Source organism: Paenibacillus sp. FSL H8-0122 (genome assembly GCF_038005345.1).
Classification (GTDB): Bacteria; Bacillota; Bacilli; order Paenibacillales; family Paenibacillaceae; genus Paenibacillus_AQ.
In genome coordinates this window covers 1839670-1866036 of sequence record NZ_JBBOTB010000001.1, presented here as the reverse complement: position 1 = coordinate 1866036, position 26367 = coordinate 1839670, and the positions used below count along the sequence as shown (strand labels likewise).

The following is a 26367-nucleotide window of genomic DNA, read 5'->3' as shown; positions in this document are numbered from 1 at the left end:
AGTGGGGGGGCGGGCGGTGAGGATTGTTTGTTAAAATGTTTGAGGAGCAGGATGAGAGCGAATAAAAGCGTTGACTAATCGTAACTCCAGGGAATGTTTGGACTTCCGGCCGCTGTTAAAGTTGGATTTCCTTGATTTGACTGCCCTGCGGCAGTAGAAATCCAACTTTAAAGGCGGACGCTGGCGCTCCTCCAGTTCCAAAATTCCTCTCCGTTACTCCGTCTACGCACGGGCAAACCTAATAACAAACAGTCCTCACCTCCCGGAAGGGGGTGAGGACTGTAGGGCAAGCGGCTGCGGGGCAGCGCTTGAGAACCGCAACCACTGGCGGCAGGTTGCCAGGGAAGTGATCAGGTGCATTAATACCCTTCATTCGCTCATCTAGCCGACTTTTCCTGAAATCAGGTGCATTAATACCCTTCATTCGCTCATTTGGCCAACTTTTGCCGGAATCGGGTGCATTAATACCCTTCATTCACCCATCCAGCCGACTTTTCCTGAAATCAGGTGCATTAATACCCTTCATTCGCTCATTTGGCCAACTTTTGCCGGAATCGGGTGCACTAATACCCTTAATTTCCACTCTCCTGAAAGCAAACAATTGGATAAATGTATCGTAATTTATGAGTTTCGGGGAAGTTGGCTGAAGCAGGTGGAAAAAGGGCATTTAATTTGTTTAATTTCATCACTTTAGCGAGAATACGTATAATTAAGCGGCATTTTTCCAACTGTTGTCTTCACAACGTTCATTCGTCTAGCAGCAGGTGGAGGAAATCCATCTATCAACCTGCCTCCTACCCGAACACCAGCAGACAAACGGCAATCGCAGCTATAAAGCCGACGATGTCCGAGAACAGGCCCACCTTCAGGGCATAGCGGCCGTTGCGGATGCCTACGGCGCCGAAATAGACAGTCAGCACATACAGGGTGGTGTCTGTGCTGCCCTGTATAGTAGAAGCAATCATACCGATGAGAGAGTCCGGGCCGTGGACGCGGATCAGGTCTGTAGTATAGGCGAGTGATCCAGTGCCCGTCAGCGGGCGCAGGAGACCGAGCGGAAGCACCTCTGACGGAATACCCAGTCCCTCCATCAGAGGGCTTACAAAGCCCATCAGGAAGTCCAGCGCACCGGACGCGCGGAACACACTGATCGCCACCAGCATGCCGACCAGATGGGGGATAATCGCGATCGCGGTACCGAAGCCATCCTTCGCCCCCTCCACGAAAGATTCATAGACCGGAACCTTGCGCGTGAAGGCATACAGCGGAATAAAGGTAACCATGACCGGAATCGCCCAGGCAGAGATCAGACTGATCAGTTGTAACACGGACGGTCACCCTTTCACCGAAGAATGTGGGAGCGCCCCGCTCCCGTTTGCCGGGCCGCTCCCGGCCTTCAGGACCGGCGGCGGTCCGGGCGGCCTGCGGAGCAGGGTCAGGCGGCGGAACAGCCTGTCCGCAGCAATCGCCGCCAGGGTAGCCACGGCCGTCGCCGCCAGTGTGGTCCCGACGATGGCCGCCGGGTCCGCCGATCCGTAATTCAGCCGGATCGCAATCAGCGTCGCCGGAATTAGAGTGATGCTGGCAGTGTTCAGCGCAAGCAGGGTACACATGGCCGGCGTCGCGGTCTCCTTATCCGGGTTCAGCGTCTGCAGCTCCTGCATCGCCTTAATGCCCATCGGAGTGGCTGCATTCCCCAGCCCCAGCAGGTTGGCGCTCATATTGGAGAGAATGTAGCCGATCGCGGGATGACCTTTGGGCACATCCGGGAACAGAAAGGAGACTACGGGACCCAGCACTTTGGAGATTTTCTTCAGCAGATCGGCATCCTCAGCAATCCGCATAATGCCCAGCCAGAACACCAGCACACTGATCAGCCCGAAGCTGACGGTCACCCCGCTCTTCGCACCATCGAATACGGCGGCGGTGAACTCGTTCATCCGTCCGTTCACTGCCGCAAAGCCAAACCCGATCAGAATCATCCCCAGCCAGATTCCATTTAACATCGGTATCCCCTCCCCCGGTTCATTCTTTATACTCTGACTAACTGAACAGCTTCACTATTCCCCCATGTGGAACAGCGCCCGCAGCGCACTGCCGAAGGCCTGCAGCCAATTGCCCGCCGGATAGGCATTAGCGCTTGCAGCGTTGTATTTTTCCACATATGGTGAGGTCTCCGGCGGGAGCTGGCCAGGCGTATACACCGGAACCCGCCCGATCTCCTCATCTCCCAGCTGCAGAATAATCACACCCCTGAAACCGAAGTTAACATCGCCCTCACTCCCGTTAGCACCCGCTTCTGTACTGCTTCCGCCCTCACTCCCGCTGGCATTCATACCTGCCCTGCCCGCACCTGCACTTACACCGGAGCCTGCACCTGCACTCCCCGTACCCGCAGCATTACCACTCTCAGCAGCCTGCGCTTCCGCATTAAGCACCAGCTTGTTAACGAGTCTTGCTTCCTCCCCCTGACCAAGCGGATACGCGAAGGCCTTGCTGGTCACCAGACTGTAGCCTTTGACGGCCTCGCCCCGCTCGACCAGCGTCTTCAGCGGATAATGGTTGAAGCCGAAGTCCAGCAGCGAGGAATGGTCGTTCCAGTCATTGCCGTCGTTCAGCGTAACCGCCACGAGCTGCTGCCCGTCCCTTGTAGCGGAGCTGACCAGGCAGCGCAGCGCTTTTTTGGTATACCCCGTCTTCACCCCGTCCGCTCCTTCGTAGAGGCGCAGCATCTTATTCTTGTTGCTCCATTTATAGTCCCATTTCTCATAGGGATTGTCCGCCGTCTTCTCTTTGGTGGCTACGATCTCCTTGAATACCGGGTTATGCATCGCATATGCGGTCAATACGGCCAGATCATTCGCGCTGGAAAAGTGGCCTTCTGCATCTAATCCATGCGGATTGGCAAAATGCGTATTTTTCAAATTCAGCTCCTGCGCCTTGGCGTTCATCAGATAGACGAACCCCTGCTCCGAACCGCCGACATGCTCGGCGATTGCAGTTGCCGCATCATTGCCGGAGCGCAGCATCAGCCCGTACAGCATATCCTTCAGCGTCATTTCCTCGCCCAGCTTCAGGTACAGGGAGGAGCCCTCCTTGGCAAAAGCATTTTTACCAACCTTGACCTTCGACGTAATATCGCTGTTCTCTATCGCCACAAGGGCGGTCATAATTTTGGTCAGACTGGCAATCAGCATCGGTTCATCCCCGCGGCTGCTGTACAGAATTCTTCCGGATGTCACATCAATCAGCGCCGCCGCCCTGGCATGGGTAGAGATCGAACGGTTCTCTGCACTAACGGCAGACACCGGCACCAGCGCAAGCAGCAGCACACACAACAGTAAGGACAGCATAGATTTTCGGGTTAATGTCTTCATGTTCATCCTCCGGCTTCTTATCCGTTCCTTACGCAACGGTTCATCAGTCTTGCCTGGTTGTACAAGTGTATGCGGGGCATGGGGCAGGTATGTCCTATCCTCCATCATCCGGCAAAAAAGGGATACCACCCTCTTAGGTGATATCCCTGACAATTCATACTTTGCTTAATTCGCTCAATCTAATGTGTTGACGAATGGTCAGACGAGCCGGACCCGGTCTCCACAACGGTTTTGGTTACCTTGGAGCCAGGAATATCTGAAGCTTCGGGAACCATGCCGGGCTGGAACATATTCTGAATTTTGTCGAGCAGATTAGGCGTGGCATCAATAATTTTCTCGAACAGATGAGTCTGATTATCCAGCGGCACAATATGTACCCCTTCCCTGCCAACGACCAGAAAAGCGATTGGACGAATAGACACGCCGCCCCCGCTGCCGCCCCCGAAGGGTAGCATTTTGACACCGGACCCGCTGCTGTTGACGCCCGGACCGTCATCCTCCACCCTGAAATCACTGCCGCCAGCTGCGAAGCCGAACGTCACCTTGCTAATTGGCAGAATGACCGTGCCATCGGGCGTTTCAACCGGATCTCCTACAATTGTATTTACATCAACCATGCCTTTAATATTCTCCATTGCGGTCTGCATGAGACCTTGAATCGGATGATCTGACATTGTTTGTCTCCTCCTCGTGTGTATATAAATGTACCTGCAGTATTTATCTTGCCCACTATAGATTGGAGTATGTAGATTATTTAGGAATGTTCACGGCTGAGCAATTTCTTCCACCGGCCCAGACCGCCTTCCACCTTCGAGGCGCGCCGCAGCAGGAGAAGCCCCGCATAGAGCGCATATCCGGCGGACAGCTTGCCGCTGCACACGGCTTCCGTTGCAAAAGACGGCTGATCCCGGAAGACAGGCGCCACAAATATTCCCGGCTTATGCACCAGTCTGACCATACGGGAGAGCACGCCGATCATCGTCCACTTCAGTCCCCATAAGGCCCCCACCGCCGTGGCGGTCGTTGCGGCCTCCCCCAGAGAGAAGTCTGTGGACCAGTCCAGCTTGGTGATTTGAATATGTGACAGGGTGTCTTTAAGCCATTTTTTCAGACCGCGGGTGGCATGTAGCGCAGTGCGTACATTCTTTAGCCATTGCGTCACAGATTCCTTATCGACCTGCCCTTCCTTCTCGCTATCCAGCTTCACCGGTGCGATTCCGGTTTTCTCCACCTTGAGTTTAATTCCCTGTTCAAGGCTCTGGAAGACCAGCGCAGGCACCTCATAATGAAATTTAACGAGGCCATACACAGCTCTGATATCGAATTCGATGCGGTCATCCTTACCCAGCCTGCGGACACGAAAATGAAAATGAATCGATGACGCCAGAGCCAGCAGGAACAGCAGAACAACGAGCAGCAGCAGGACTAAGGGTATTGCCAGCCATAACGTCACACGGTTAACCTCCAAGCAGACTTTAGAATAATAAACATGGAGCCTCTGGATTAGTATGGCAATTACGGCTGGATAACATTCGGTGATTTCGCAAACTTCTCCATTTTTTCATGAAAAAATGCCGCTGCCCCCGAAGGGACAACGGCATCTCTGTCACAGCGGCAGCCCGCTGCGTTATTCTTGCTCATCAAAAGTCATCTGGCTGTCCAGCTTGCTGAACAGCAGCTGGGTCTCCTCTTCCAGACCCTCGGAGGTGTCGAAGTTCGACGGCTCCGGCAGCTCCTTCAGGCTGGCCAGCCCGAAGCTGTCCAGGAAGGACTTGGTCGTGCCGTACAGAATCGGACGCCCGACAGCCTCCGCCCGGCCCACCTCGTGGATCAGATCCTTGTTGCCCAGCGTATGGATGGCCCGTTCGGATTTGACGCCCCGGATCTCCTCAATCTCCACTCTCGTAATAGGCTGGCGGTAAGCGACAATGGCAAGTGTCTCCAGCGCCGCCTGGGACAGGGACGACCTGGAGGGCGAATACGCCAGACGTTCGAAATACTGCGCATGCTCCGGGAGTGTCGCCAGCCGGTAATTCCCGGCAATCTGGACCACCTGAAGGCCACGGCTCTGCGAGTGGTAATCCTCTCTTAAGTCATCCAGCGCTCTTGTAGCCAGATCAGGCCGCTGCTCGGTAATCTCGGCAATCTGCCGGACCGACAGGCCTTCATCCCCTGAGAGAAACAGCAGGCCTTCAATAATTGATTTCAGCGTGTTGTAGTCCACTGACATCCTCTCCTCCTCTCCACTCCATCACAATATCCTCAAATAATTTCTCCTGGTAGCAGTAAATGGCCTTCATCTTCATCAGCTCCAGGATGGCCAGGAAGGTGGTCACAATCTCATGCCGGTCCATCTCCTCATGCAGCAGGGAAGAGAAGCGCATTCTGCCGCCGATCCCTTTGCGCTGGAGCGCTTCGGATACATCACGGATACGGTCTTTTACCGAGATCTCATCCCGGGTAATCCGCTGGTACGAGGTGCGCCGGGCAGCCTTGCTTAGCGCCTTGCGGAACGCAGCGATCAGATCGGCGGTATGCAGACCCTTCAGTGTATTGTCCGTCTGCGCAGGGACGAAGGGGCCCAGATCCTCCGGCTCCTTCGTAAAAATCAGGCTGCGCTCGCTCTCCATATCCAGCAGCTGCACCGCAATGCTCTTGAACTTACGGTATTCAATCAGTCGCTGCACCAGCTCCGCACGCGGATCATAGCCGTCATCCTCATAATAATCGAAATCCTCGATTTCAATGACGGGCGGCTTCGGCAGCAGCATTTTGCTCTTAATCGACAGGAGAGTGGCAGCCATCACCAGAAATTCACTCGTGATATCCAGCTCCAGCTCCTTCATTCCCTGTAGGAATTCCATATACTGCTCGGTGATCTCGCTGACCGGAATGTCCTGGATGTCGATTTCCGCCTTGTCAATCAGATGCAAGAGCAGATCGAGCGGACCTTCGAACGTCTCCAGCTTGTACAATACAGTCACGCGGTTTCCTCCAGCCCAAAAAAAGTAAAGTGCAGCGCCGCAAGGACGCTACACAAGTAGAAAGATCTATGATCATGCTTTCTTCTCATACCTATAAATAAGCACGATTTACGCTCTTTCGTCAAGAGGCGTATTATTTGAACTGCTTATTCAGGTTAGCCATTTCGATAGCGGCAGTCGCTGCATCCCAGCCTTTATTGCCGGCTTTGGTCCCCGAGCGCTCAATGGCCTGTTCGATATTCTCCGTCGTAACCACACCGAAAATGGTTGGAACACCCGTCTTAAGATTAATCGCCGCTACGCCCTTCGCAACCTCGTTGCACACATAATCATAGTGTGTTGTAGATCCGCGAATGACGGTGCCCAGCGTGATAACGGCGTCATATTTGCCGCTTTCGGCCATTTTTTGGGCGATCAGCGGAATTTCGAATACGCCCGGTACCCAGGCCACATCCACTTCATCATCGGCGACTCCATGACGTTTGAAGGCATCAAGTGCCCCGGAGAGCAGCTTGCTGGTAATGAACTCATTGAAACGTCCTACGACAACCCCATATTTCAAGCCCTCAGATACTAAATGTCCCTCAAAATAATTCGGCATGCTACTCATCAACCCTTCGTGTATAGGATAGGAAATCTATGATTAAATTTTGGTATTCTCATTCTGTTCGATCTTGTCAAAATTCAGCAGATGCCCAAGCTTCGCCTGCTTCGTATGCAGATAATTGGTATTGTCCTTATTCTCCGGCATCTGGATCGCTACGCGCTCCACCACCTCAAGGCCATAGCCTTCCAGCCCCTTGATCTTGCGCGGATTGTTGGTCAGCAGCCGGATCTGGCGGATGCCGAGATCCTTAAGAATCTGTGCCCCGATGCCATAATCCCGCAGATCCGCCGCGAAGCCCAGCTTCAGGTTGGCATCCACAGTATCCAGCCCTTCTTCCTGCAGCTTGTAGGCGCGCAGCTTGTTGATCAGGCCAATGCCCCGGCCCTCCTGGCGCATATAGAGGAGTACACCCCTGCCGGCTTCTTCAATCTGGCGCAGCGCCGCTTCGAACTGCGGGCCGCAGTCGCAGCGGTGCGAATGGAACACATCGCCGGTCAGGCACTCGGAATGCACACGTACGAGTACCGGCTCATCCCCGGAGATATCGCCTTTAACAAGGGCAACGTGCTCCTTGTCATCCACCTCATTCGTATAGGCAATGGTCTGGAAATCACCGAAATCTGTCGGCAGATTCACTGCTACCTCACGGGTAACCAGATGCTCCTTCTCGTTACGGTAGTGAATGAGGTCCTTGATGCTGATCAGCTTAAGATCATGCTTCTTAGCGATCTCAATCAGGTCAGGCAGGCGGGCCATCGTACCGTCCACCTTCACCACTTCACAGATGACACCTGCCGGATAAGCCCCGCACATGCGGGCCAGATCCACAGCAGCCTCCGTGTGCCCGGAACGCCGCAGAACTCCGCCTTTTTTGGCGATCAGCGGGAACATATGCCCCGGTCTGCGGAAGTCGGCCGGCTTCGCCTTCGGGTCCAGCATGGCCTTAATCGTCTGGGAGCGTTCACCGGCCGAGATGCCGGTCGTCGTATCCGCGTGGTCAATAGATACCGTGAACGCCGTACCATGATTATCGGTATTCTGGGACACCATCGGATGCAGGTCCAGCTCCTCTGCACGCTCTGCTGTGATCGGTACGCAGACCAGGCCGCGTCCTTCGGTAATCATGAAGTTAATCACTTCCGGGGTAGCCCGTTCCGCCAGAGCGACGAAGTCTCCTTCATTCTCACGGTCTTCATCATCTACAACGATAACGACCTTACCGCGCATTAAGTCGTATATCGCATCTTCAATCGGGTCTAGAATACTATCCTTATCAGCTTGCTGGCTCATATTACTGTCCTCCTAATGGCTATACGCTTGCCTGACGGCTTGCCTTATGCCTGATCTATAGATTATACGAACCCGTTGGCCGCCAAAAAATCATGGCTGATCTTCGAGCTTCCTCCATCCTCTTCATTGCCCGCACGCGAACCGTAATGGAGCAGATGGTCCACATATTTACCGAGCACATCACATTCAATATTCACCCGGTCTCCCGCCCGCTTGTGGGCCAGTACCGTCTCTCCCAGCGTGTGCGGGATAATCGATACGGTGAAGGTTGCAGCTTCCGTCTTCACAACCGTAAGGCTTATGCCGTCTATCGTAATGGAGCCTTTGGGAATAATGAATTTGAACAGGGATTTGCGGTCCGGGGCAATCTCGAACACCACTGCATTCTGATCGCGCCTGACGCTGCGGATCTCACCGGTTCCATCCACATGTCCCTGGACAATATGCCCTCCGAAGCGTCCGCCGGCCGCCATGGCGCGTTCCAGATTCATTTTGGACCCGGTGCGCAGCTCCTTGAGCGTACTGTTGCGGTAGGTCTCGGGCATAACGTCTACGGTGAAATGATGGTCTCCAAGTGAGGTTGCCGTAAGACAGACCCCATTGACCGCCACACTGTCACCGATCTTCAGATCTCCCATAATGAGCGAGGCGCCGATATTCAGCACCATCATCTCCCCGCCGCTGGTGACGCTGCGCAGGACTCCCACCTCTTCAATTAAGCCGGTAAACATACCATCCCTCCTTCCTGAATATTCGGTTACTGCAGAGGAACCGGGGTGCCGCTGATACACACATTATCCCCGAGCACTTCCACTTCCAATCCTTCAAGCTGGATGGCATCACGCATCAGCTCCACACCCCCGAAGTCGAAGGTACCCGCTGCTTGCGCGCCGCCGCCGACAATCTTCGGAGCGAAGAAGAGGACTACCCGGTCAACCAGTCCCTCCGCAAGCATCGCCCCATTCATCGTTCCGCCGCCTTCCAGCAGAATGGACCCAATCTCCATTGCACCGAGCGCAGCCATAGCCGCCTGCAGATCCACACGCGGACCGCTGCCCGCAGCAATCACCTCTACCCCTGCAGCCAGCAGCGCTGCTCTGCGGTCAGGATCGGCTGCCTCTGTCGTCACAACCACCGTAGGCGCGAGTCCGTCCTTGACCACAGCGCTGTCCAGCGGCAGGCGCAGCGAGGAGTCAATGATAATCCGCACCGGATTGCGTCCGGGTACATTCAGTCTAGTTGTCAGCGAAGGGTTATCGGTAATCACCGTGTTCACCCCTACCATAATCCCCTGATGGCGGTGACGCAGGGTATGTACAATCTCCCGTGCCTCTGCATTCGAGATCCACTTGCTGTCTCCGGTCCGGGTGGCGATTTTGCCGTCCAGTGTGCTGGCGCTCTTCAAGGTTATGAACGGCCGCTTCGTCAAAATATACTTGATGAATTTCTCGTTCAGCCGCAGCGCCCGGCCCCGCAGCAGACCTACTTCAACATCAATCCCCTGCTCGCGCAGCATCGCGATTCCCCGGCCTGCAACCTGAGGGTTGGGGTCCTCACAGGCGACAACCACCCTGGCCACGCCTTCATCGATCAGACGCTGGCTGCAAGGAGGCGTAATGCCGTAATGACTGCAAGGCTCCAGCGTAACATAGGCTGTACTGCCTTGCGCTTTACCGGCTGCCATATTGAGCGCATGCACCTCGGCGTGTCCGGTTCCGCGCTGCAGATGGGTTCCAATCCCGATCATGGCGCCGTCCTTCACGACTACGCAGCCGACCACAGGATTAATTCCCGTCTGGCCCTGTGCCCGCTCCGCCATATCCAGCGCAAGGGACATGTAAAACTCATCGTTCATCTTCTCCATGTCTTGCCTCCTATCCCAAGGCTGTAGTCTTCATGTGTACCAAACCCTAAACAGAAAAACCCGTCTCAATCTCCAGGAGGAGTTCAAGACGGGATATACGAGAGGTGATCGCAGCAAAGAATATATGCGTAAATAAACGCCGGACCTCCGGCATTGTGAAAGTTCGCACATAAGTTCCGAGAACACTGCTGCTCGGCCGCCTGTTGCAAGCGCGGCGCGTGAATCTCTCCTTCTTCCATCCAGACTATACTGTCGGTCCCGGAATTACACCGGGTCCACCGTCCGTAGCAATATCATACGAAGCGGGTAGCGGACTGAGCATCTGAAGCAGCAATTATTAAGCCAGCTCCAACAGCATCACCGCCGGTAGGGAATCACACCCTGCCCTGAAGGATTGATCTATTCAGTTGAATACCAAGTTAAGCCTACAACAAAATTATCACTTCGCCGGATGAAATGCAAGTGTGCTTCGGAAATTTACTATATTTATGTAACTTAATTCCCTTATACACCCGTCTCACGCTGCTTGTCCGCTCTCAGCAGATCGCGGATTTCCGTCAGCAGGAGGATATCCGGTGCCGGGGCGGGTGTCTCCACCACCTCAACCTTGACGGTCTCCTTGCGTCTGAATCGGCTGCTCAGCTTCACCACCATGAAGATGGAGAAGGAAATAATGAAGAAGTCGACTACGGTCTGGAGGAACATGCCGTATTTTACCGCAACATCTCCTATACCAAAGCTAAGTTCCTTCAGATCAATACCTCCGCTGATCAGACCGATAAGCGGCATAATAATATCTCCCACCAGCGAGGTAACAATTTTGCCGAATGCCGCTCCAATGATTACGGCAACCGCCAGATCAAGTACATTACCTTTCATGGCGAAGCTTTTGAATTCCTTCCACATGACGAACCATCCCTCCGAAACTTTGAATTTGAAATTATTATAGCATTTATAGCAACCTGCAAGCAGAAAAATAAATAAGTGGAGTAGGATTAACGTGTGCACTTGGATGGACGCTCCCTGTTTAAGCGGGATGTGAAGTACCTAATTTTCTAAAAAACGCAAAGGAGCGAGTCTCCAATAACGGAGAATCGCTCCTTTTTTACATGTTAAGCTATTGGAACCCTATCCTGCTGCTCTAATTCTGCTTAGTCCTGCTTGCGTGTTCTGCGGAATACCCGGCTGAGGATAAAGCCGCCCAGAATCAGGCCTGCACCCGTCAGGTAGATCGGCAGCGGGCTGCTCTCTCCGGTCTGCGGCAGCCTGCCGCTGCCGTCGCTTGTACCCGAGACCGTCCCTTGCGGAACCGGATCGTCTTCAACATCTACTTCCGGATTGCCCAGCGGGATATTATCGTCGATTGGCGTTACCACTTCAGGCGCTGCCGGTACCGGAGTAACAGTTGGTGCCGGTGCAGATGGCTGCGCCGTTCCCGGCAAGCCTGGTCCTGCAGGAATCTGTGGCTCATCGATAATGACTCCCGGTTCGAACGTACCGGCTGGTGTTGGTACCGGAGTAAATACCGGACCTCCGTCAGGCGATGTCGGAACAGGTGTGGCCCCTGGCCCCGTAGAATCTGTAGGCACCGGCGATGGAACTGTAGTCGGAACAGTGGTCTCTACAGGTGTCTCAGTCGGCACAGGTGTCTCAGTCGGCGTTGGTGTTACTGTCGGCGTTGGCTGCTCCGCCAGCTTATTATACAAGGTAAGATTCAGCACAGCGGATGAGCCGATCGTCACCGGATGCTCGGTGGAATCAAGCACATAGCCCTGTGGTGCTATTGTTTCAATCAGGACATAACTGCCCAGCCACAGATTGTTGAATGCCGCGATGCCTGCTGCATCAGTGGTGCGGGTATTCACCAGCACCCGGTCATTTCCGTTCAGGCGGTATAGCTCATAGGTAGCTCCCGCCAGCGGTTTTGCAACATTGCCTGCTTCCAGCTTGAAGACATTAAGCGTCCCTCTGACGCCGCTGCCTGTTCCCGAACCGCTGGACACTCCTACGATAATCTCCTTGGTCGTCTCCTTGGTGATAAGCTTAACGTTATTGCCGCTGAAGCTCACGGAGTTAACCAGCTTATCGCCAGTGTTCGCAACGATCAGCGACTGATATTCCAGCACATAAGCGGAATGGATGTCACCAGGGAATCTTAAGACGAAGGACTGTCTGCCCTGTGCATCGGCACTGATCGTTAAGGTGTAATCAGTATCCTTCTGAAGTGCAGGACCGCTCTTTGTCACTTCGCCGTTCACGGCCGTAACCGTACGGTACAGCTGGAAGCTGTCCGGCAGCAGGATCTGATTCGTGCTTGGCACATCGGTGATCACGGCATCTTTTACATGGGACTGGGTGCGGTTGATCGCAATGGTCCAGTTCAGCTTATCTCCATTCTGCGCGCCGTCTTTGAATACATATTCATCCCCGTGCGGGATATCTACCGTGGCCTTCAAATCCTTGGAGACCTTCTTCGTGCCGTCCAGCAGGTTCGCTGTATTGGCTACCTTGGTTCCGATTAGCTGTCCGGCCAGGCTGGTCTTGAATACGATGTAATAAGGCGAATTAATGGCTGTGTCAAAATCAACCTTCAGCTCATTGCCGCTGCCCACGCTATAGCTGAACTCATTGCCGTCCACCTCAGCGCCTGGGCTATGCGTTCCATCCTTGGCAATATTCATCTTGTATACCTTAAGTGAGCCAGGTACCAGAGACTGTCCGTCACCCAGTACATCCGTCACTACAGGATCGGCAATGGATTTGCTGTTGTAATTGACGCCTACGGTCCAGGTCAGCTCCTTGGCAGAAGCATCATACGCCCCGGATTTGAACCCGTTGTTCTTCACCTCGGAATTAGGAATGAACTTCCCGCTGGCTTCTGTCCACTGTGCCTTGTTCTGGCTGTCCTTCCAGTCAATCCGGGCCACGTTGATGAAATCACTCGTATTGCCGGTAAGCCAGTCATTGCTGAATTCCGTCTGATAACTAATGGTATAAGTACCTGTAACCGGTGCATTAAACTTTACCTGGAAGCCTTTATTAGGCTGAGCCGGTGAATTCACAATCAGGGTATAGGCCGATGGAGGGATCACTGTGCCGGATAGTGTACGGACCACCAGTGAACCTGAGATGTATTTCTGTCCTCCCTGCGGGAAGCTGTCTGTAACCACCACTTCGTTCATTGGATAATTGTCCCCGTTGAACGTGATTTTCCAGTCGGTGGTGTGTTTGTTGTAATCCACCCCGGACAGATTCTTATAGATAATAATAGGCCGGATCAGTTGAGTAGCGTTGCTGCTATAGGTGCTGTCAGAGACAGTGTTGGTAATATTCGTATCTTTGAACACACGGTCTGCGGCTTTGGTCGTATATTCGATCAGATAAGCCGATTTCACCGTATTCTTGAACTCCAGTCTGAATCCGTTGCCGGATTCGCCGTTGACAGGCGTGACTGTGTAATCACTGCCTGCATTCAGAGCCGTGCCCTTGGCAGCTTCTCCGGCTGCATTCAGCGTAACCGGATAGATCCGCACCGAGTTCTCCAGGAGCATCTGGGAGCTGTTGAACACATCCGTCAACACCGCGTTCTCCGGGGAGATCGTCCGCTTATTGTAGTTGTATTCGATAGCCCAGTTAATGGTCTGAGTGCCCCAGTCATAACGGATTACTTTTTTGTTAAGGCTGCCGCCCCGTTCAATAACTACTGTATCCGAAGCGCTTACCGGGTCACGGCCGTCCCCTGTGAAGGTTGCCGTATTGGTGAAGCTGGACAAGTTATCACTCACTACCTGCGTAGTATAAACGATACGGTATGCCCCTGTAATCACAGGGTCCGTGAACTGAAGCTTCAGCGTCCCGCCGGAGACGCCGGCAGTATATTTGCTGCTGTCTACCAGCTGGCCTTGCGTAACTGTGCCGTCAAGCTGAACATTCAGCTGGTACACGGCAAGCGTAACCGTGCTGTCCAGTGCCAGCCCGTCAGGAATCGGGTCAGTCACAGCCGCGCCGCTTACCGGCTCCAGTCTTTTGTTCACATCGACGGTCCAGTCAATATGATCTGCGTTGAAGCCGCTGGAGACTCCCTTCTTGGTAATCGTCGAGCCTACAGTAGGCTTGAATGATACTGTAATCGTCTGGACCCCGCCGTTCACCGGGAACAGAATCTGCTGGACGGTGCTGCCGCTGATCACTTTTTTGTCAAATTGGGTATTAATACGTAAGGTCCCCTGCACATTGGCATGGCTCTCGATGTAATCGTTAAATGTCATCACTACCTGATGGGTAGCCTGGCTGACCGTGAATGTGCCTACCGTCCCTTCGTCCGATTCCAGTCCGCCCTGAATGTCATTGAAGAGCTGGAACTGCTCGGGAAGCTGGAAAGCAAAGGTGTCTCCCTGGCTATAGCCGTGGCCGTTAGGAAGCGACCAGGTATAGTCCAGCCTCACGGTGGAATCCACATCATACACACTGCCTGTCACCGTCTGTCCATCCGGACCATATACCGCCATGGATACACTGGTAATAATGTCCTGGTCCTGTTCAATGGCCGCCGCTGTAGCCTGCTGGGTGAAGCCCAGCCCTGAGACCAATTGCACAAATAACATGACCAGGATCACTGCCAGGCTTGTTCTTTTTTTCACCATTTCCCATAAGCCCCCGTTCTATCGATTGAATGATTTGAAGCATACCTGCTAAAAAGATGGCTGCTGAACGCACCGGTAAGGACACACTCCACCTGAAGTTTCGTTATGTATACGGGCTAAGAGTCCATCTTATGTAAATAAACTAGTAAACCTGACTTTTCTGCCCACTACAGACGATATATACTTATATCACCTAAGAGTAGAACTTTAGAATCAGAAATGGTTAAAATTAAAGAAATTATTATGCAACCGTTAATTCAGGATTCAAGGAGAGATTCCAAGTGAACCGTACTTTATTCTGGGACCGTGCCCGTGACAGCGATTTCGTCATGCTCTCCGCCTCCCATCTCGTTGCGCTGTCCGTTATTGCCCTATGCTGCCTGGCGCTCTTTTGGGCCCGCTTCGCCCTGCGCAACAGGTCCGGCCTGCGGTTAGGCATACGCCTGCTGCTGATCCTGTTGCTGGCTGCTTCTGAGGGAGGCCTGCATGTCTGGTATCTGTCCCATGACAGCTGGAGCCGCAGCTCCTCCCTGCCGCTGGAACTATGCGGAATTACCCTGCTTCTGTCGATCGTGATGCTGCTCACACGCAGCAGGCTGCTGTACAGCTTTCTTTATTTTGCCGGGATCGGCGGTGCATTCATCGCCCTGCTTACCCCTAATCTGGTCTATCCGTTTCCGCATTTTCGCTTCCTGCTCTTCTTCATCGCCCACGGGTCGATCATACTCGCGTCCCTGTACATGACCTGGGTCGAAGGATATAAGCCCGCCTGGCGCTCGCTGTTCTTCACCATGCTCTGCCTGAACCTTGTCGCCGCGTGTGTCTACGCCGCCAATAAGCTGCTGGATTCCAACTATATGTTCCTGATGCGCAAGCCCAGCACGTTCTCGGTACTGGACTATTTCGGCCCTTATCCCTACTATCTGCTGGTTGAAGAAGGCTTTGCCTTCGTCATCTTCCTCCTGATGTTCCTGATTTTCTTCAAGCTGCCGGAGCTGTACATGAACCGCCGTGCCGCAGCCAGCCGGAAACTTGGCAGGTAAATAGAGTGGAGGAAATCCAACTACTATTTGTACAATTCCCCGCACGGCAAAAAGCACCCGGCTGGATAACCCAGCCGGGTGCTTCGGCGATGCCTTAGGAAGAGGAGAACCTCCCCCTATAGCGTCAATGGAGTGCTTGTATTAAGCTTCTACAATTTCAACGGTCGTCATCTTGTCGCGGCCTTTGAAAGCGTCAACCAGATCCATGCCCTCAACCACTTTACCGAATACCGTGTGTACTCCGTCCAGGTGCGGCTGTGGAGCGTAAGCGATATAGAACTGGCTTCCGCCTGTGTTCTTGCCGGCATGGGCCATAGCCAGGGAGCCGCGCTCGTGCTTGTTCGGGTTGATCTCGCAGTTGATGGTGTAGCCAGGACCGCCGGTGCCTGTTCCATTCGGGCAGCCACCTTGGGCTACGAAGCCTGGAATCACGCGGTGGAACAACAATCCGTTGTAGAAGCCGTCTTTTGCCAGCTTCTCAAAGTTTGCTACTGTATTAGGCGCATCCTGATCGAACAAGTCGATCAGCACGACACCGCCGTTTTCGAGTGTAATTTTCGCTTGCTTAGCCATATGTAAATGACCCCTTTCGAAATGACAGATGTAGAACTCGTTTATTAGTTTACTATGAAACGGGGCACAAAGCAAAGCAAGCGGGAAGTCTTCCCGCCTGCCGCTATAGTACAACCCTATAGTCTTCTTATTTCGTAACGGCTTGTTTGGCAATCCGTGCAGGCACAATATCATTGGCAACAATGTCCTGATGGGACTCGCGGCGTACAACCAGATCGCTCTGCCCGTTCTGCACGAACACCACTGCCGGACGGCGGATACGGTTGTAGTTGCTGGCCATGGAGTAATTGTACGCGCCTGTGCAGGCCACAGCCAGCAGATCGCCGCTCTCCACCTTAGGCAGCTCAACGTCCCAGATCAGCATATCGCCGCTCTCGCAGCATTTGCCGGCGATGGATACCTTCTCCACGTTTGGCTCAGTCGCACGGCTTGCCAGCAGCGCTTCGTACTTGGATTCATACAGGGCCGGACGCGGATTATCGGTCATGCCGCCGTCAACAGCTACATATTTGCGCACTCCCGGAATTTCCTTGCTGGTTCCAACCGTGTACAGAGTCGTTCCGGCATCCCCTACGATGCTGCGGCCCGGCTCCACCCAGATCTGCGGCAGCGAATCGTTAATGCCGGTGAAGTGGGTCTTCACTGCATCTGTGATGGCTGCGACATATTCGGACACCTGCAGCGGCGTGTCGCCGTCCACATAACGGATTCCGAAGCCTCCGCCCAGGTTGACTACAGGGAAGGAGACTCCCAGCTCTTCCTTGACGGTACGGGTGAACTCGGCAATACGTTCAACGGCAAGCTGGAAGCCCTCGGTCTCAAAAATCTGCGATCCGATATGCGAATGCACGCCGAGCAGGTTCAGATTAGCCAGGCTGTCAGCCAGGCTGACCGCTTCCCGGGCCGAGCCGTTACCGATATCGAAGCCGAATTTGGAGTCGGTCTGTCCTGTGGAAGCGTAGGCATGATGGGCATGGGCTTCCACTCCAGGCGTCACGCGCAGCAGAATATTAACCGTCACTTCTCTGCGGGCGGCAATGGACTGAAGCAGACGGAGCTCCACCAGATTATCGGCGACAAAGCAGCCAATCCCTGCATCGATCGCCATCTCAATCTCATCCGGTGTCTTGTTATTGCCGTGGAAGTGAATGCGTTCCGCCGGGAAACCGGCTTGCAGCGCAGTATACAGCTCTCCATCGGAGACCACATCCAGCGACAGACCTTCCTCATCCGCAAGCCGGCACATCGCCATTGTCGAGAACGCCTTGCTGGCATAAGCCACCTGGAACCCGAGACCGGAAGCTGTGAACGCCTCCATATACTCGCGGCAGCGGCGGCGGACCAATTGCTCGTCCACTATATATAGCGGTGTTCCATACTCCGCCTTCAATTCGGTTACATCACATCCGCCGATCTCCAAATGACCTGCATCATTGATTCGGCTCGTCCCGTGTAAAAACATTGCGCAGTCCTCCAATTTCTGTGGAATTATCCGTTCCACCCTGTCTAGTATATGATTTGGGGCCCCGATGCGTTCCTGAAACAGATGCTCAGAATACAGATCCGGCTTATTGCGGGGCTGTTCAGTATATTCAGTATAACAGACAGAGGGAACACCATTGAATGGACTTTTTTGCAGTTGATTTGTATTTTCCTACGACTTGCGCGGGGCATCCTTATTCTCAGGCATCCGGGTGTTATCTCTTGTTTTGTTGAAGGATGGCCTTGTTTTGGAGCTGAGCACCGGCTGGCGCAGGAGGATCTCCGCCATAGCTTTTGCATTAAATGGTATAAACGGCCACATGTAAGGAGAGTTATACGAACGGTGCGTGGTCAGCAGCACCACCAGCAGCGTCGTCCCGATCATGAAGCCGGGGATGCCGTAAGCAGCCACCGCCAGCAGCAGCGCAAGCCGGACAATCCGGTTGGCCAGCCCCAGCTCGTAGCTCGGCGTTGCAAACATCCCGATAGAGGCCACCGCCATATAGAGCACCACTTCATTGACAAAAAGACCGGTCTGCACAGCGATATCACCGACCAGAATAGCGGCGATCAGCCCCATCGCGGAGCCGAGCGGCGTCGGTGTATGCACTGCAGCCATCCGCAGCAGGTCTACCCCCAGCTCAACGATCAGGAACTGGGCAATGAGCGGGAGATTGGCAGATTTTTGCGGACCGATGAAATCAAGCATGCCGGGCTTCAGCTCCGGATGGAGAACCATCAGCATCCACAGCGGAAGCAGGAACATCGATGCAAAGATCCCGATGAAGCGGACCCAGCGGAGATAAGTCCCCATAAAAGGCGTCTGGCGGTTCTCTTCCGCATGCTGGCACAGATCAAAGAACGTCGTCGGCAGCACCATGACACTCGGGGAAGTATCGACAAACACAACCACCCGGCCCTCCAGCAGATGGGAAGCGACGATATCCGGCCGTTCCGAATAACGGACCAGCGGATAAGGGTTCCAGCCGCCGCCGACAATCGCTTCCTCCAGCTGCTTGTCCGCCAGGGGAATGCCGTCGAGATTGACGCTTTTCAGCTTATCCGTAACGGCCTGCACCTGGGTCTTATCCACGATATCATCGATGTAAGCTAAGCAGACATCTGTCCGGGTCCGCCGTCCAATCTGATGCATCTCCAGCTTCAGCCCAGGGTCGCGGATACGTCTTCTAACCAGAGCCACGTTGCTTAGCAGCGTCTCTGTGAAGCCGTCCCGCGATCCGCGGACCACCCGCTCAATCGACGGCTCATCCGGGCTGCGGGAAGGATACGAACGGGTATCCATGATAATAACCTGCGATTCCCCTTCAATGAAGATCGCGCTCATGCCAGCTAACACTTTGTTGATGCTCTCGCTGAACAGCTCGCCCTTCTCCACCTGGACATGGGGAATATATTCACTCATGAAGCTGGCGAGGACATCTGTCGATACATTTTCGGGGGTCAGATACGTCAGGCGCTTCAGAATTTCATCGATAATCGTATCCTTGGCGAAGCCGCTGATGCAGAGCAGCGCAGCGCTTTTCCCGCCGAAGGACATTTCCCTGAACACAATATCGAAGGAGGAGCCCAGCCCAAGTACCTCGGTCAGTGTATTCTTCGTATCCGCCAGGGATTGCGGGATCTTGTCGTTGCCTTGCCAATAGGTAATCGACTGCTCCAGGGAGTCGGAGCGTTCATTATCCCTTTTTTGCTGCATAGGGTCCTCAGGCTTGCTTGCAGAATCCGCTCCCTGACCGGCTTTGGCCTTCTTAGGGGCGGACTGCTTCGGCTGCCGGGACTGACCAGCTTCCTGACCGTCCTCCTGATCCTCAGGCTCTTCATCATCTCCAAATAATCGGGCAAAAAAGCCTTTATGGCTCTTATCCTCACTTTGTTCGCCCAGTTCGTCCGAAGCTTCCATATCCTGTGACTGGCCTCTGCCGTCTTCATGGGCTCCCTGTCCCGCGCCGGAATCCGCAGCTGAATTATCCGTTCCTGAATAATCTGTCCCTGCCTGTGCAGCTCCGGTCTGCCCGGGTGTACCCGCACCTTCGGAATCTTCTGATTCCGGGCCTGCAAAACCGGCGGAGGCAGAATCCCCGGCAAAATGTGTTCCCTGCTGCGAATCGTCTGCTGCCTGGTCTCCCATACCGGATTCCGCAGATGCTTCCTCCGGCTGACCAGACTTGCCCAGTTCATCTGCAGCTTCCATCTCCTGAATCGGTCCATCCATATTGCCGGAGCCGTCCCCGTCCTGCTCCTCCGGCCCGGCATCGTCGCCGAACAGACTGCTTAAGAACCCTTTGATCCCTCCGCCGGACGATTCCTGATCGTCTCCGTTCTCGGATGCGGGATCATCCCCTGGACTGGCCTCATCATCTGTAGCCGCAGCATCTTTCCCGCCGACAGCCCCGCCATCTCCAGATGCAGCGTCCTTACCTCCGCTATCCTCACCTTCTCCAGTTGCAGCGTCCTTACCTCCGCTATCCTCACCTTCTCCAGATGCCGCACTCTGACCGCCACCAGCTTCTCCAAGATTCGCCGCCTGGGCTACTTCATTTCCGTCCCCGCCACTATCTGACGGAGCAGCATCCAAGCCAGATGGGCTCTCCTGCCCGCCCTCAATCGGGCGCGTCACCGCCCCCAGCTCCGCTGACGCCTCCAGCTCCTGACCCTTGCCGCTCTGGGACGCAGCCGGTTGCTCTTCCTGCTCCGGTGCCTTTTTCTCCGGCGATTTCTGCTGCGCAGACCGGTCTTTCTTTTTATCCGTCTCTACCCGATCACCGCTGTGAATATACTTCACTCCCTAGCCCCCTTTACTGTTGATAGACAAACCAGTCGAACAATGACCCTGCCACCTTGCCGCATACCATCGCCATCAGGAGACCAAGCAGCAGATGGGTCATATGCAGACGTTTGGCCAGGATCGGCAGAACATTCAGCACCTCGGTCAGAGCCGCCGCCAGCATGCCGATGAATATGCCGTTGAACAGGCCGACCCCCAGCTCGATCAGCGGGCCGGCCGCCATTTTCCAGTTCCAGAAGTCGCTTACCGTTCCCAATAGGGAACCGCCGACCATCGCTCCCTCATACCAGTGAACCTTGTCATAGGAGGAGGTAAGCTGCGCCAGCCGGGGGATGATGTCCAGCACTACGAATAATGCAATCACTCCGCCGCCCACCGCGATTCCCCCGGCAATCCCGAGCAGCAGATGAAGTCCGAGCGACAGCGGTGCGGTCATGCGCCCCCCTCCCGTCTGCCGGGTGCTTCGTCACTGCGGCGTTTCATTTTGCGGTACTCCTCGTTGATTACATATTGATCGATATTCTTCTGATACAGGAACATTTCCACCTCAAGGGGAGTCGGCTCCTCGTTCCATTTCTTTTTGAACAAATGATTGAAAAAAATCACCATCCCAAGTCCGATGCCCAGCGAATAGGCAATCTGAAACAGATAAGGATGCTCGTCCCTGCGTCCCGTCAGCATCTCCACAATCCGGATCTGTACCTCCAGCATGCTGACATCGGCATGGAAATTCATAATCGTCAGCGCCGAGCCGAAGAACAGCAGCAGCCAGACCAGAACGAACAGGGCTATAGAAGGTTTAGCAGCCGTAGCCGGACCTTCAATCTGTACAATGGTGCGGCCTTCGCCAATCGGCTGAATCTCCGCATCGGGGTACACATCCTGAATCCGGGGAATGACGGTCAGCAGATCAATCAGAATCAGATTGCCGTCACTCTCCTTCGGCTGAAGCACAAGCAGTGTATACAGCGGCTCCCGCCACTGCGGATCAGTGATCAGATAAGCGACATCGCGCAGCAGCACCCCCTTGCCCTTGGGCACCGTCACCCGGTTCTTAAGCTGGATATATATGGATGTAGCCGGAGAATCAGTGTTCATCTGCGGGCCTCCTTAAGCTCAGGTGTGATGCGGTCCTACGGCAAGAATAAGGGTAGTATGGGAAAAAAGGCTTATTTTTACTCTTCTCCTCCGCAATTCATCGTGAGTAAGCAGGACCACCGAAACTTTTTCTGCCTCAGAGCCGTCTATAGTTACAGTTATTTACACAGAAGGGATGGAAGGTCATATGAGAAAAGCATTGCACCACTCCTTACGGATGGTTCTCTCTGCATCGATGCTTATGGCATTCGCTGCGCCGCTCACAGCACATGCAGCCGAGAAGATCGAGGTATACGATTCCTATACCAGCAAGAGCAGTAACGTCCAGCTGTATTCGGTGAGTCAATTGGACGGGAACCAGTTCATCAATGCCGTCATTGCCCGGCAGCCGGATGGGACCTATAGTAAATGGCCGGAGGCTTTTCAGCATTTCCGGAAGAGTGACAGCGGGAACCTGCAATTGACGGGGATGGATGATCCGGAGCAAGCCTATGTCTACGATACGCAGAGCCAGTCCATTATGCGCAAAAGCGAATACACCCTATCCCCTGACGGCCGCTGGGGTGTGCTGGAGCGTTCCCGTTACGAACGTCAGCCAGAGGGCTATATCGCGAAATTCAACGATCAGTATCTGAGAAATACCGTAACCGGCAAAGTATCCGTCTATTATTCTACTCAGCAGTATTACAATGCCCGGTGGATCAACCAGCATACGCTGCTTGAGAGCGGATATAATGAGGCTGCCAGGCAGAATGTGATCAGTACGTACGATCCGTCCACCGGGAAGCGGCAGGAGCTGCTGAAGGGGACCTTGAACAACTGGAACTTGACGAAGGGACTGCTGCAATATGTCAAAAACGAGCCCAAACGTCTCCCTTGGATCTATAATCTGAAGGACGGATCGTCACGCCTGGTCAAGGACACCCGCGAGCTTGAAGCCTTGTTCCCTGCTCCTCCATCTTCAAGACCGGAAGTCACATTCCCTAAGGGTATGCTGTTGAATGACCTGCCTGTCACGGAAATGCCGATCACCTTAGCCTATGAACACAACCTGAATCTGGACGGAAAAAGTGTGGATGTATCCACCGTATTCACTAAGGGCGGACAAGAGTGGATACCGGTGAAGCCGCTTGCCGCGGCCCTCGGCTGGAAGATCGAAGTCATGAACCTTAGCGCAACCGGCGACCCTTCCGCTGCTTATATCTACAAAGTTACAAACGGCAGCAATCACGCAGTCCTCACCCCTGTGAACAGCTTCAATTCGGCAAGCAGGCTGTATATCGCACCAGCGCAGCTTAAGGAGCTTGGGTACAAGAGCATCAAGGTCACTCCATATGTGAAATAAAATCACTCCAGCGGCGGCTTCCCCTGCTTCTGCTATAAGGCAAAGAGGATGTTCCCGGACGGCGCGGCCGTGTAGGAACATCCTCTTTGTCTATGATGCGCTGGGTCCTGGGGTATGTCCCCTCAGACTGCAGCGCTATGAAGTTAATTCTGTTTGGCCGGCTGCAGCTGACCCCGCTGCTGACTGGAGATGAAGAACAGTGCCGTCCAGATCAGCGCGAAGCCGACAATCTGCGGCAGGGTTACAAGCTGCTGATAGACCACCCAGTTAATCAGAATACCGGTCATCGGGAAGCTGAGTTCGGCCAGGGTTGCTACCGAAGCTTTGGTCGTATTCAGTCCCTTGTAGTAGAGCAGCATGCTGAGCAATCCGGGCAGCAGCGCCTGCAGCAGCAGGTTAATGGCAACTGCCGCCGAACCGCTTACTCCGCCGCTCATCTGCCACGGGGCGCCTTCCATACTTGTAATGACGAACAGCAGCGGAAGCGCCAGAATGAAGCGCAGTGAGGTTACTGTCTCATATTTCATTGAGCCCAGCAGGTAACGGCCCATGACTGTAGAGCCGCCCCACAGGGCTGCAGCGCCCAGCGCCATCAGGCTTCCTACGCCCATGAAGCTGTTCACATGGCCGAAGGGAATCGTCCAGCCGAAGGTCAGCAGGTACGTCCCGGCCAGCGCAACAATAAGCAGCGGTGCGAAATTGCGCGGCAGGCGTTCTTTTAGAATAACAGCGGCAAGACCAATGGCGAACAAGGGCTGAAGCTTCTGGAGCAGCAGCACGGCATTGAAGTCTCCGCTGGACAGGGCTTTGGTGAACAGAATGGTCGCTACGGCTGAGCCGCCCCACGATACCACGAGCAGCGCTGCGGCCTGGCGCAGACGGACACCCTTCAGCTCTGCGCGATTGCGCCACATTACCGGAGCGGCAACCAGGAAGAGCACAACATGCTCAAGCAGGACAATCTGGGACGAAGTCAGGGATTTCAGCAGGATAATGCGGAACAGCGGGTCAACTCCCCATAAGGCCGCCCCCAGAACCACCAGCCAGAATCCGCTGCGCACCGGTGCGGTACGCACGCCTTGGGATGAAGCAGATACATTACTCATCTTTCATTCTCCTTGTCGATACAAACCCTCGATAGAGACCAAAAACCCCCGTGAGTCCAGAAAACAGGACAAACATCGGGGGCGTTATCAATAAAGACATACGGAATAGACCCGCCTGCCTTTATCTTATGATCCTCTCCCATCCGGACTTTACCGTCGGCTCTGGATTGTCACCAGATCAGTCGCTTCCTCTTGTGATAGAGTAACGAGTCGCGGGCTTAGTTCTCTCGAACATCACCGCCGGTCAGGAATTTCACCTTACCCCGAGAATCTTGTATTCTGTTATTATTTTCACAATCCCAGAATACCTCTGATTCTTCATTTCGTCCAGCTTTTTATGAAAATAATCATTATATTTCATTCAATAATCATCAAAACAATCATTCTGCCAACCAAATCTGCGTGCCGCATCCAGGTTCTGGTTCGTTTGGCAGAAACGGCGGCTTGCGATACACTATAGTATGAGCATTAATCATACCCAATATAGAGATTTTTTGGAGGTCATCATGAAAAGAAGCTTTCCGACCAATCTGCTGTATTCCATCTTTGCTCTGGCCGGCATTGCCATTAGCGGCTTTTTTACTTACTTTATTGTCTCTTTTACCAGAGGGATGCTGTTCTATGGCCCACTTGTCCTGGTCGTTGCATCAGGGCTGGCTGTATTCTCCATACTCAGCATCTTCGGCTTGTTCAGCAGGAAGCTGCGCCGGATGCTCCTGGCTGCTTTTGCCGGAATCTGTGTGCTGGCAGCCGCAGGCCATGAGATCAGGCAATCGTATGTGAACAGCCTTGCGGAAGTGAGGGAGCCTGAAGTGGACTTGTACCAATATGCCCCCTTTGAGGCGAATACCAAAGCTGCCTCTCTTGAGCATAAGGCGTCCTATCAGCTTACGGAGCAAATGCCCCGTCTGGATGGTGCAACCGCGCTGTATCCGCTGTATTCTGCTTTTGTCCAGGCGGTGTATCCGCAAGATACCTATAACTCCAGCATTGAGCTGACCGGAAATGATCTCGTCCTGTGCACCAGCACTTCCGAGGCTTACAAGCGGTTGATCGCCGGAAACGCTGATATTATCTTCGCTGCGGCACCTTCGCTGGCCCAGACGAAGCAGGCGAAGCTGGCAGGCCGTGAACTGAAGCTCACCCCGATCGGGCGCGAAGCATTCGTCTTCTTCGTCAACAAGCGCAATCCGGTGGACAGCTTAACGATAGAGCAGATTAAGGACATCTATTCCGGCACGGTCACGAACTGGTCGGAGGTTGGCGGCAAGAAGGCGTCTATCCGTGCTTTTCAGCGGGCAGAGAACAGCGGCAGCCAGACCAAGCTGCAAAAAATCATGGAGGACCGCCAGCTAATGGCTCCCCCGAAGGAGAATGTCGCGGATGTGATGAGCGGGATTATCAGCCTGACCGCCAGCTACCGCAACTTCAATAACGCGCTCGGCTTCAGCTTCCTGTTCTACGCCTCACAGATGAATGCCAGCGATGAGATTAAGCTGCTGGCCATCGATCAGGTGCCACCCTCCAAGGAGACCATCCGCAGCGGCGAATACCCGCTCACCGTGGAATTCTACGCCGTAACGGCCGGCAGCACCAACCCGAACATCGAGCCGTTCCTGGACTGGATTCTATCCGCCGAAGGCCAGGAGCTGGTGGAGAAGACCGGGTATACGCCAGTTAAATAAGCAGAGGCACCAGCATCCTTTACAGGGGAAGGATGCTGGTGCCTGCGCTTGCCTATTGTAATCGGTTTTCCGCATACATCCGGCCGCACGCCGCTGCGCTCACCCATTGTAATCGGTATTTCGATTACATTTGGTCCACGCGCCTCGCGCCTGCCCATTGTAATAGGTTTTTCGATTACATTTGGTCCACGCGCCCCGCGCCTGCCCATTGTAATCGGTTTTTCGATTACATTTGGTCCACACGCCTCGCGCCTGCCCATTGTAATCGGTTTTTCGATTACATTTGGTCCACACGCCCCGCGCCTGCCCATTGTAATCGGTTTTTCGATTACATTTGGCTCACACGCCCCGCGCCTGCCCATTGTAATCGGTTTTTCGATTACATTTGGTCCACACGCCCCGCGCCTGCCCATTGTGTCCGGATTTCCACTTACATTCCAGCACACACAGACAGCAGCCCTCCC

At 54.2% G+C, this 26367-nt stretch carries 23 protein-coding genes and 2 riboswitches; of the genes, 3 read left to right on the top strand and 20 right to left on the bottom strand.

Annotated elements, in window-relative coordinates:
• Positions 1–794: 794 nt before the first annotated feature.
• From NSS64_RS08000 to NSS64_RS07940, 13 genes are all read right to left on the bottom strand, one after another.
• Positions 795–1328 carry a spore maturation protein gene (locus NSS64_RS08000; protein ID WP_339218805.1) on the bottom strand — a complete coding sequence of 178 codons (534 nt, stop codon included), beginning with the start codon at positions 1326–1328 and terminating at the stop codon, positions 795–797.
• Between the two features lie 6 nt (positions 1329–1334).
• Entirely contained in the window at positions 1335–2006 is a 672-nt protein-coding gene (locus tag NSS64_RS07995) for a nucleoside recognition domain-containing protein (protein ID WP_076079151.1), read from the bottom strand.
• A 54-nt stretch (positions 2007–2060) separates the two neighbouring features.
• Complete coding sequence (locus NSS64_RS07990) at positions 2061–3383, bottom strand: D-alanyl-D-alanine carboxypeptidase family protein (protein WP_341139789.1); 1323 nt, start codon at positions 3381–3383, stop codon at positions 2061–2063.
• 173 nt (positions 3384–3556) lie between these two features.
• Complete coding sequence (gene ytfJ, locus NSS64_RS07985) at positions 3557–4051, bottom strand: GerW family sporulation protein (protein ID WP_076079149.1); 495 nt, start codon at positions 4049–4051, stop codon at positions 3557–3559.
• An 80-nt stretch (positions 4052–4131) separates the two neighbouring features.
• Positions 4132–4830: a DUF2953 domain-containing protein gene (locus NSS64_RS07980; RefSeq protein WP_341139788.1), complete on the bottom strand. Its 699-nt coding sequence runs from the start codon at positions 4828–4830 to the stop codon at positions 4132–4134.
• Between the two features lie 174 nt (positions 4831–5004).
• A complete protein-coding gene (gene scpB, locus NSS64_RS07975; RefSeq protein ID WP_341142785.1) occupies positions 5005–5601 on the bottom strand; it encodes an SMC-Scp complex subunit ScpB in 597 nt (198 codons plus the stop codon).
• Complete coding sequence (locus NSS64_RS07970; protein WP_076079148.1) at positions 5570–6361, bottom strand: segregation and condensation protein A; 792 nt, start codon at positions 6359–6361, stop codon at positions 5570–5572. Before NSS64_RS07970 ends, scpB begins: the two co-directional genes overlap by 32 nt.
• 133 nt (positions 6362–6494) lie before the next feature.
• Positions 6495–6962 (bottom strand): 6,7-dimethyl-8-ribityllumazine synthase, encoded by a 468-nt coding sequence (gene ribH, locus NSS64_RS07965; protein WP_076079147.1) that lies wholly within the window; start codon positions 6960–6962, stop codon positions 6495–6497.
• 42 nt (positions 6963–7004) lie between these two features.
• Positions 7005–8258, bottom strand: a complete 1254-nt coding sequence (locus NSS64_RS07960; protein WP_340939600.1) for a bifunctional 3,4-dihydroxy-2-butanone-4-phosphate synthase/GTP cyclohydrolase II — start codon at positions 8256–8258, stop codon at positions 7005–7007.
• Positions 8259–8320: 62 nt separating this feature from the next.
• Positions 8321–8989: a riboflavin synthase gene (gene ribE / locus NSS64_RS07955; protein ID WP_340939598.1), complete on the bottom strand. Its 669-nt coding sequence runs from the start codon at positions 8987–8989 to the stop codon at positions 8321–8323.
• 26 nt (positions 8990–9015) lie between these two features.
• Positions 9016–10122 carry a bifunctional diaminohydroxyphosphoribosylaminopyrimidine deaminase/5-amino-6-(5-phosphoribosylamino)uracil reductase RibD gene (gene ribD / locus NSS64_RS07950; RefSeq protein ID WP_341139787.1) on the bottom strand — a complete coding sequence of 369 codons (1107 nt, stop codon included), beginning with the start codon at positions 10120–10122 and terminating at the stop codon, positions 9016–9018.
• 223 nt (positions 10123–10345) lie between these two features.
• Positions 10346–10520, bottom strand: a riboswitch (FMN riboswitch).
• 106 nt (positions 10521–10626) lie between these two features.
• Complete coding sequence (gene mscL, locus NSS64_RS07945; RefSeq protein ID WP_340993514.1) at positions 10627–11028, bottom strand: large conductance mechanosensitive channel protein MscL; 402 nt, start codon at positions 11026–11028, stop codon at positions 10627–10629.
• Positions 11029–11273: 245 nt separating this feature from the next.
• Entirely contained in the window at positions 11274–14765 is a 3492-nt protein-coding gene (locus tag NSS64_RS07940) for a collagen binding domain-containing protein (RefSeq protein ID WP_341139786.1), read from the bottom strand.
• 281 nt (positions 14766–15046) lie between these two features.
• On the opposite strand from NSS64_RS07940, the gene NSS64_RS07935 reads away from it, so the two are divergent.
• Positions 15047–15808, top strand: a complete 762-nt coding sequence (locus tag NSS64_RS07935) for a YwaF family protein (protein ID WP_341139785.1) — start codon at positions 15047–15049, stop codon at positions 15806–15808.
• Positions 15809–15949: 141 nt separating this feature from the next.
• Here NSS64_RS07935 and NSS64_RS07930 read toward each other — a convergent pair whose 3' ends face one another.
• The 5 genes from NSS64_RS07930 to NSS64_RS07910 form a co-directional block, all read right to left on the bottom strand.
• Positions 15950–16381 (bottom strand): peptidylprolyl isomerase, encoded by a 432-nt coding sequence (locus tag NSS64_RS07930; RefSeq protein ID WP_036727386.1) that lies wholly within the window; start codon positions 16379–16381, stop codon positions 15950–15952.
• Between the two features lie 127 nt (positions 16382–16508).
• Positions 16509–17843: a diaminopimelate decarboxylase gene (gene lysA / locus NSS64_RS07925; protein ID WP_341139784.1), complete on the bottom strand. Its 1335-nt coding sequence runs from the start codon at positions 17841–17843 to the stop codon at positions 16509–16511.
• 192 nt (positions 17844–18035) lie between these two features.
• Positions 18036–19766 (bottom strand): spore germination protein, encoded by a 1731-nt coding sequence (locus NSS64_RS07920; RefSeq protein ID WP_445667834.1) that lies wholly within the window; start codon positions 19764–19766, stop codon positions 18036–18038.
• Positions 19767–20679: 913 nt separating this feature from the next.
• Positions 20680–21105, bottom strand: a complete 426-nt coding sequence (locus NSS64_RS07915) for a stage V sporulation protein AB (protein WP_339249408.1) — start codon at positions 21103–21105, stop codon at positions 20680–20682.
• On the bottom strand, positions 21102–21767 hold the full coding sequence (locus NSS64_RS07910; protein ID WP_340939590.1) for a stage V sporulation protein AA: 666 nt from the start codon (positions 21765–21767) through the stop codon (positions 21102–21104). Before NSS64_RS07910 ends, NSS64_RS07915 begins: the two co-directional genes overlap by 4 nt.
• Before the next feature lie 187 nt (positions 21768–21954).
• On the opposite strand from NSS64_RS07910, the gene NSS64_RS07905 reads away from it, so the two are divergent.
• Complete coding sequence (locus NSS64_RS07905) at positions 21955–23112, top strand: hypothetical protein (protein ID WP_341139783.1); 1158 nt, start codon at positions 21955–21957, stop codon at positions 23110–23112.
• Between the two features lie 143 nt (positions 23113–23255).
• Here the strand turns inward: NSS64_RS07905 and NSS64_RS07900 are convergent, their stop codons facing one another.
• Positions 23256–24218 (bottom strand): DMT family transporter, encoded by a 963-nt coding sequence (locus NSS64_RS07900; RefSeq protein WP_340993520.1) that lies wholly within the window; start codon positions 24216–24218, stop codon positions 23256–23258.
• 127 nt (positions 24219–24345) lie between these two features.
• A riboswitch (FMN riboswitch) is annotated at positions 24346–24493 on the bottom strand.
• Between the two features lie 231 nt (positions 24494–24724).
• On the opposite strand from NSS64_RS07900, the gene NSS64_RS07895 reads away from it, so the two are divergent.
• A complete protein-coding gene (locus NSS64_RS07895) occupies positions 24725–25903 on the top strand; it encodes a substrate-binding domain-containing protein (RefSeq protein ID WP_341139782.1) in 1179 nt (392 codons plus the stop codon).
• Here NSS64_RS07895 and NSS64_RS07890 read toward each other — a convergent pair.
• Positions 25789–26349: a hypothetical protein gene (locus NSS64_RS07890; protein ID WP_341139781.1), complete on the bottom strand. Its 561-nt coding sequence runs from the start codon at positions 26347–26349 to the stop codon at positions 25789–25791. The two genes, NSS64_RS07895 and NSS64_RS07890, sit on opposite strands and share 115 nt — an antisense overlap.
• Positions 26350–26367: the final 18 nt, after the last annotated feature.

Coding starts and splice junctions, on each gene's coding strand:
- NSS64_RS07995 (WP_076079151.1), bottom strand. CDS start 2,006: ATGTTAAATGGAATCTGGCTGGGGATGATTCTGATCGGGTTTGGCTTT.
- NSS64_RS07990 (WP_341139789.1), bottom strand. CDS start 3,383: ATGAACATGAAGACATTAACCCGAAAATCTATGCTGTCCTTACTGTTG.
- ytfJ (WP_076079149.1), bottom strand. CDS start 4,051: ATGTCAGATCATCCGATTCAAGGTCTCATGCAGACCGCAATGGAGAAT.
- ribH (WP_076079147.1), bottom strand. CDS start 6,962: ATGCCGAATTATTTTGAGGGACATTTAGTATCTGAGGGCTTGAAATAT.
- NSS64_RS07960 (WP_340939600.1), bottom strand. CDS start 8,258: ATGAGCCAGCAAGCTGATAAGGATAGTATTCTAGACCCGATTGAAGAT.
- ribE (WP_340939598.1), bottom strand. CDS start 8,989: ATGTTTACCGGCTTAATTGAAGAGGTGGGAGTCCTGCGCAGCGTCACC.
- ribD (WP_341139787.1), bottom strand. CDS start 10,122: ATGGAGAAGATGAACGATGAGTTTTACATGTCCCTTGCGCTGGATATG.
- mscL (WP_340993514.1), bottom strand. CDS start 11,028: ATGTGGAAGGAATTCAAAAGCTTCGCCATGAAAGGTAATGTACTTGAT.
- NSS64_RS07940 (WP_341139786.1), bottom strand. CDS start 14,765: ATGGTGAAAAAAAGAACAAGCCTGGCAGTGATCCTGGTCATGTTATTT.
- NSS64_RS07930 (WP_036727386.1), bottom strand. CDS start 16,381: ATGGCTAAGCAAGCGAAAATTACACTCGAAAACGGCGGTGTCGTGCTG.
- lysA (WP_341139784.1), bottom strand. CDS start 17,843: ATGTTTTTACACGGGACGAGCCGAATCAATGATGCAGGTCATTTGGAG.
- NSS64_RS07915 (WP_339249408.1), bottom strand. CDS start 21,105: ATGACCGCACCGCTGTCGCTCGGACTTCATCTGCTGCTCGGGATTGCC.
- NSS64_RS07910 (WP_340939590.1), bottom strand. CDS start 21,767: ATGAACACTGATTCTCCGGCTACATCCATATATATCCAGCTTAAGAAC.
- NSS64_RS07905 (WP_341139783.1), top strand. CDS start 21,955: ATGAGAAAAGCATTGCACCACTCCTTACGGATGGTTCTCTCTGCATCG.
- NSS64_RS07900 (WP_340993520.1), bottom strand. CDS start 24,218: ATGAGTAATGTATCTGCTTCATCCCAAGGCGTGCGTACCGCACCGGTG.
- NSS64_RS07895 (WP_341139782.1), top strand. CDS start 24,725: ATGAAAAGAAGCTTTCCGACCAATCTGCTGTATTCCATCTTTGCTCTG.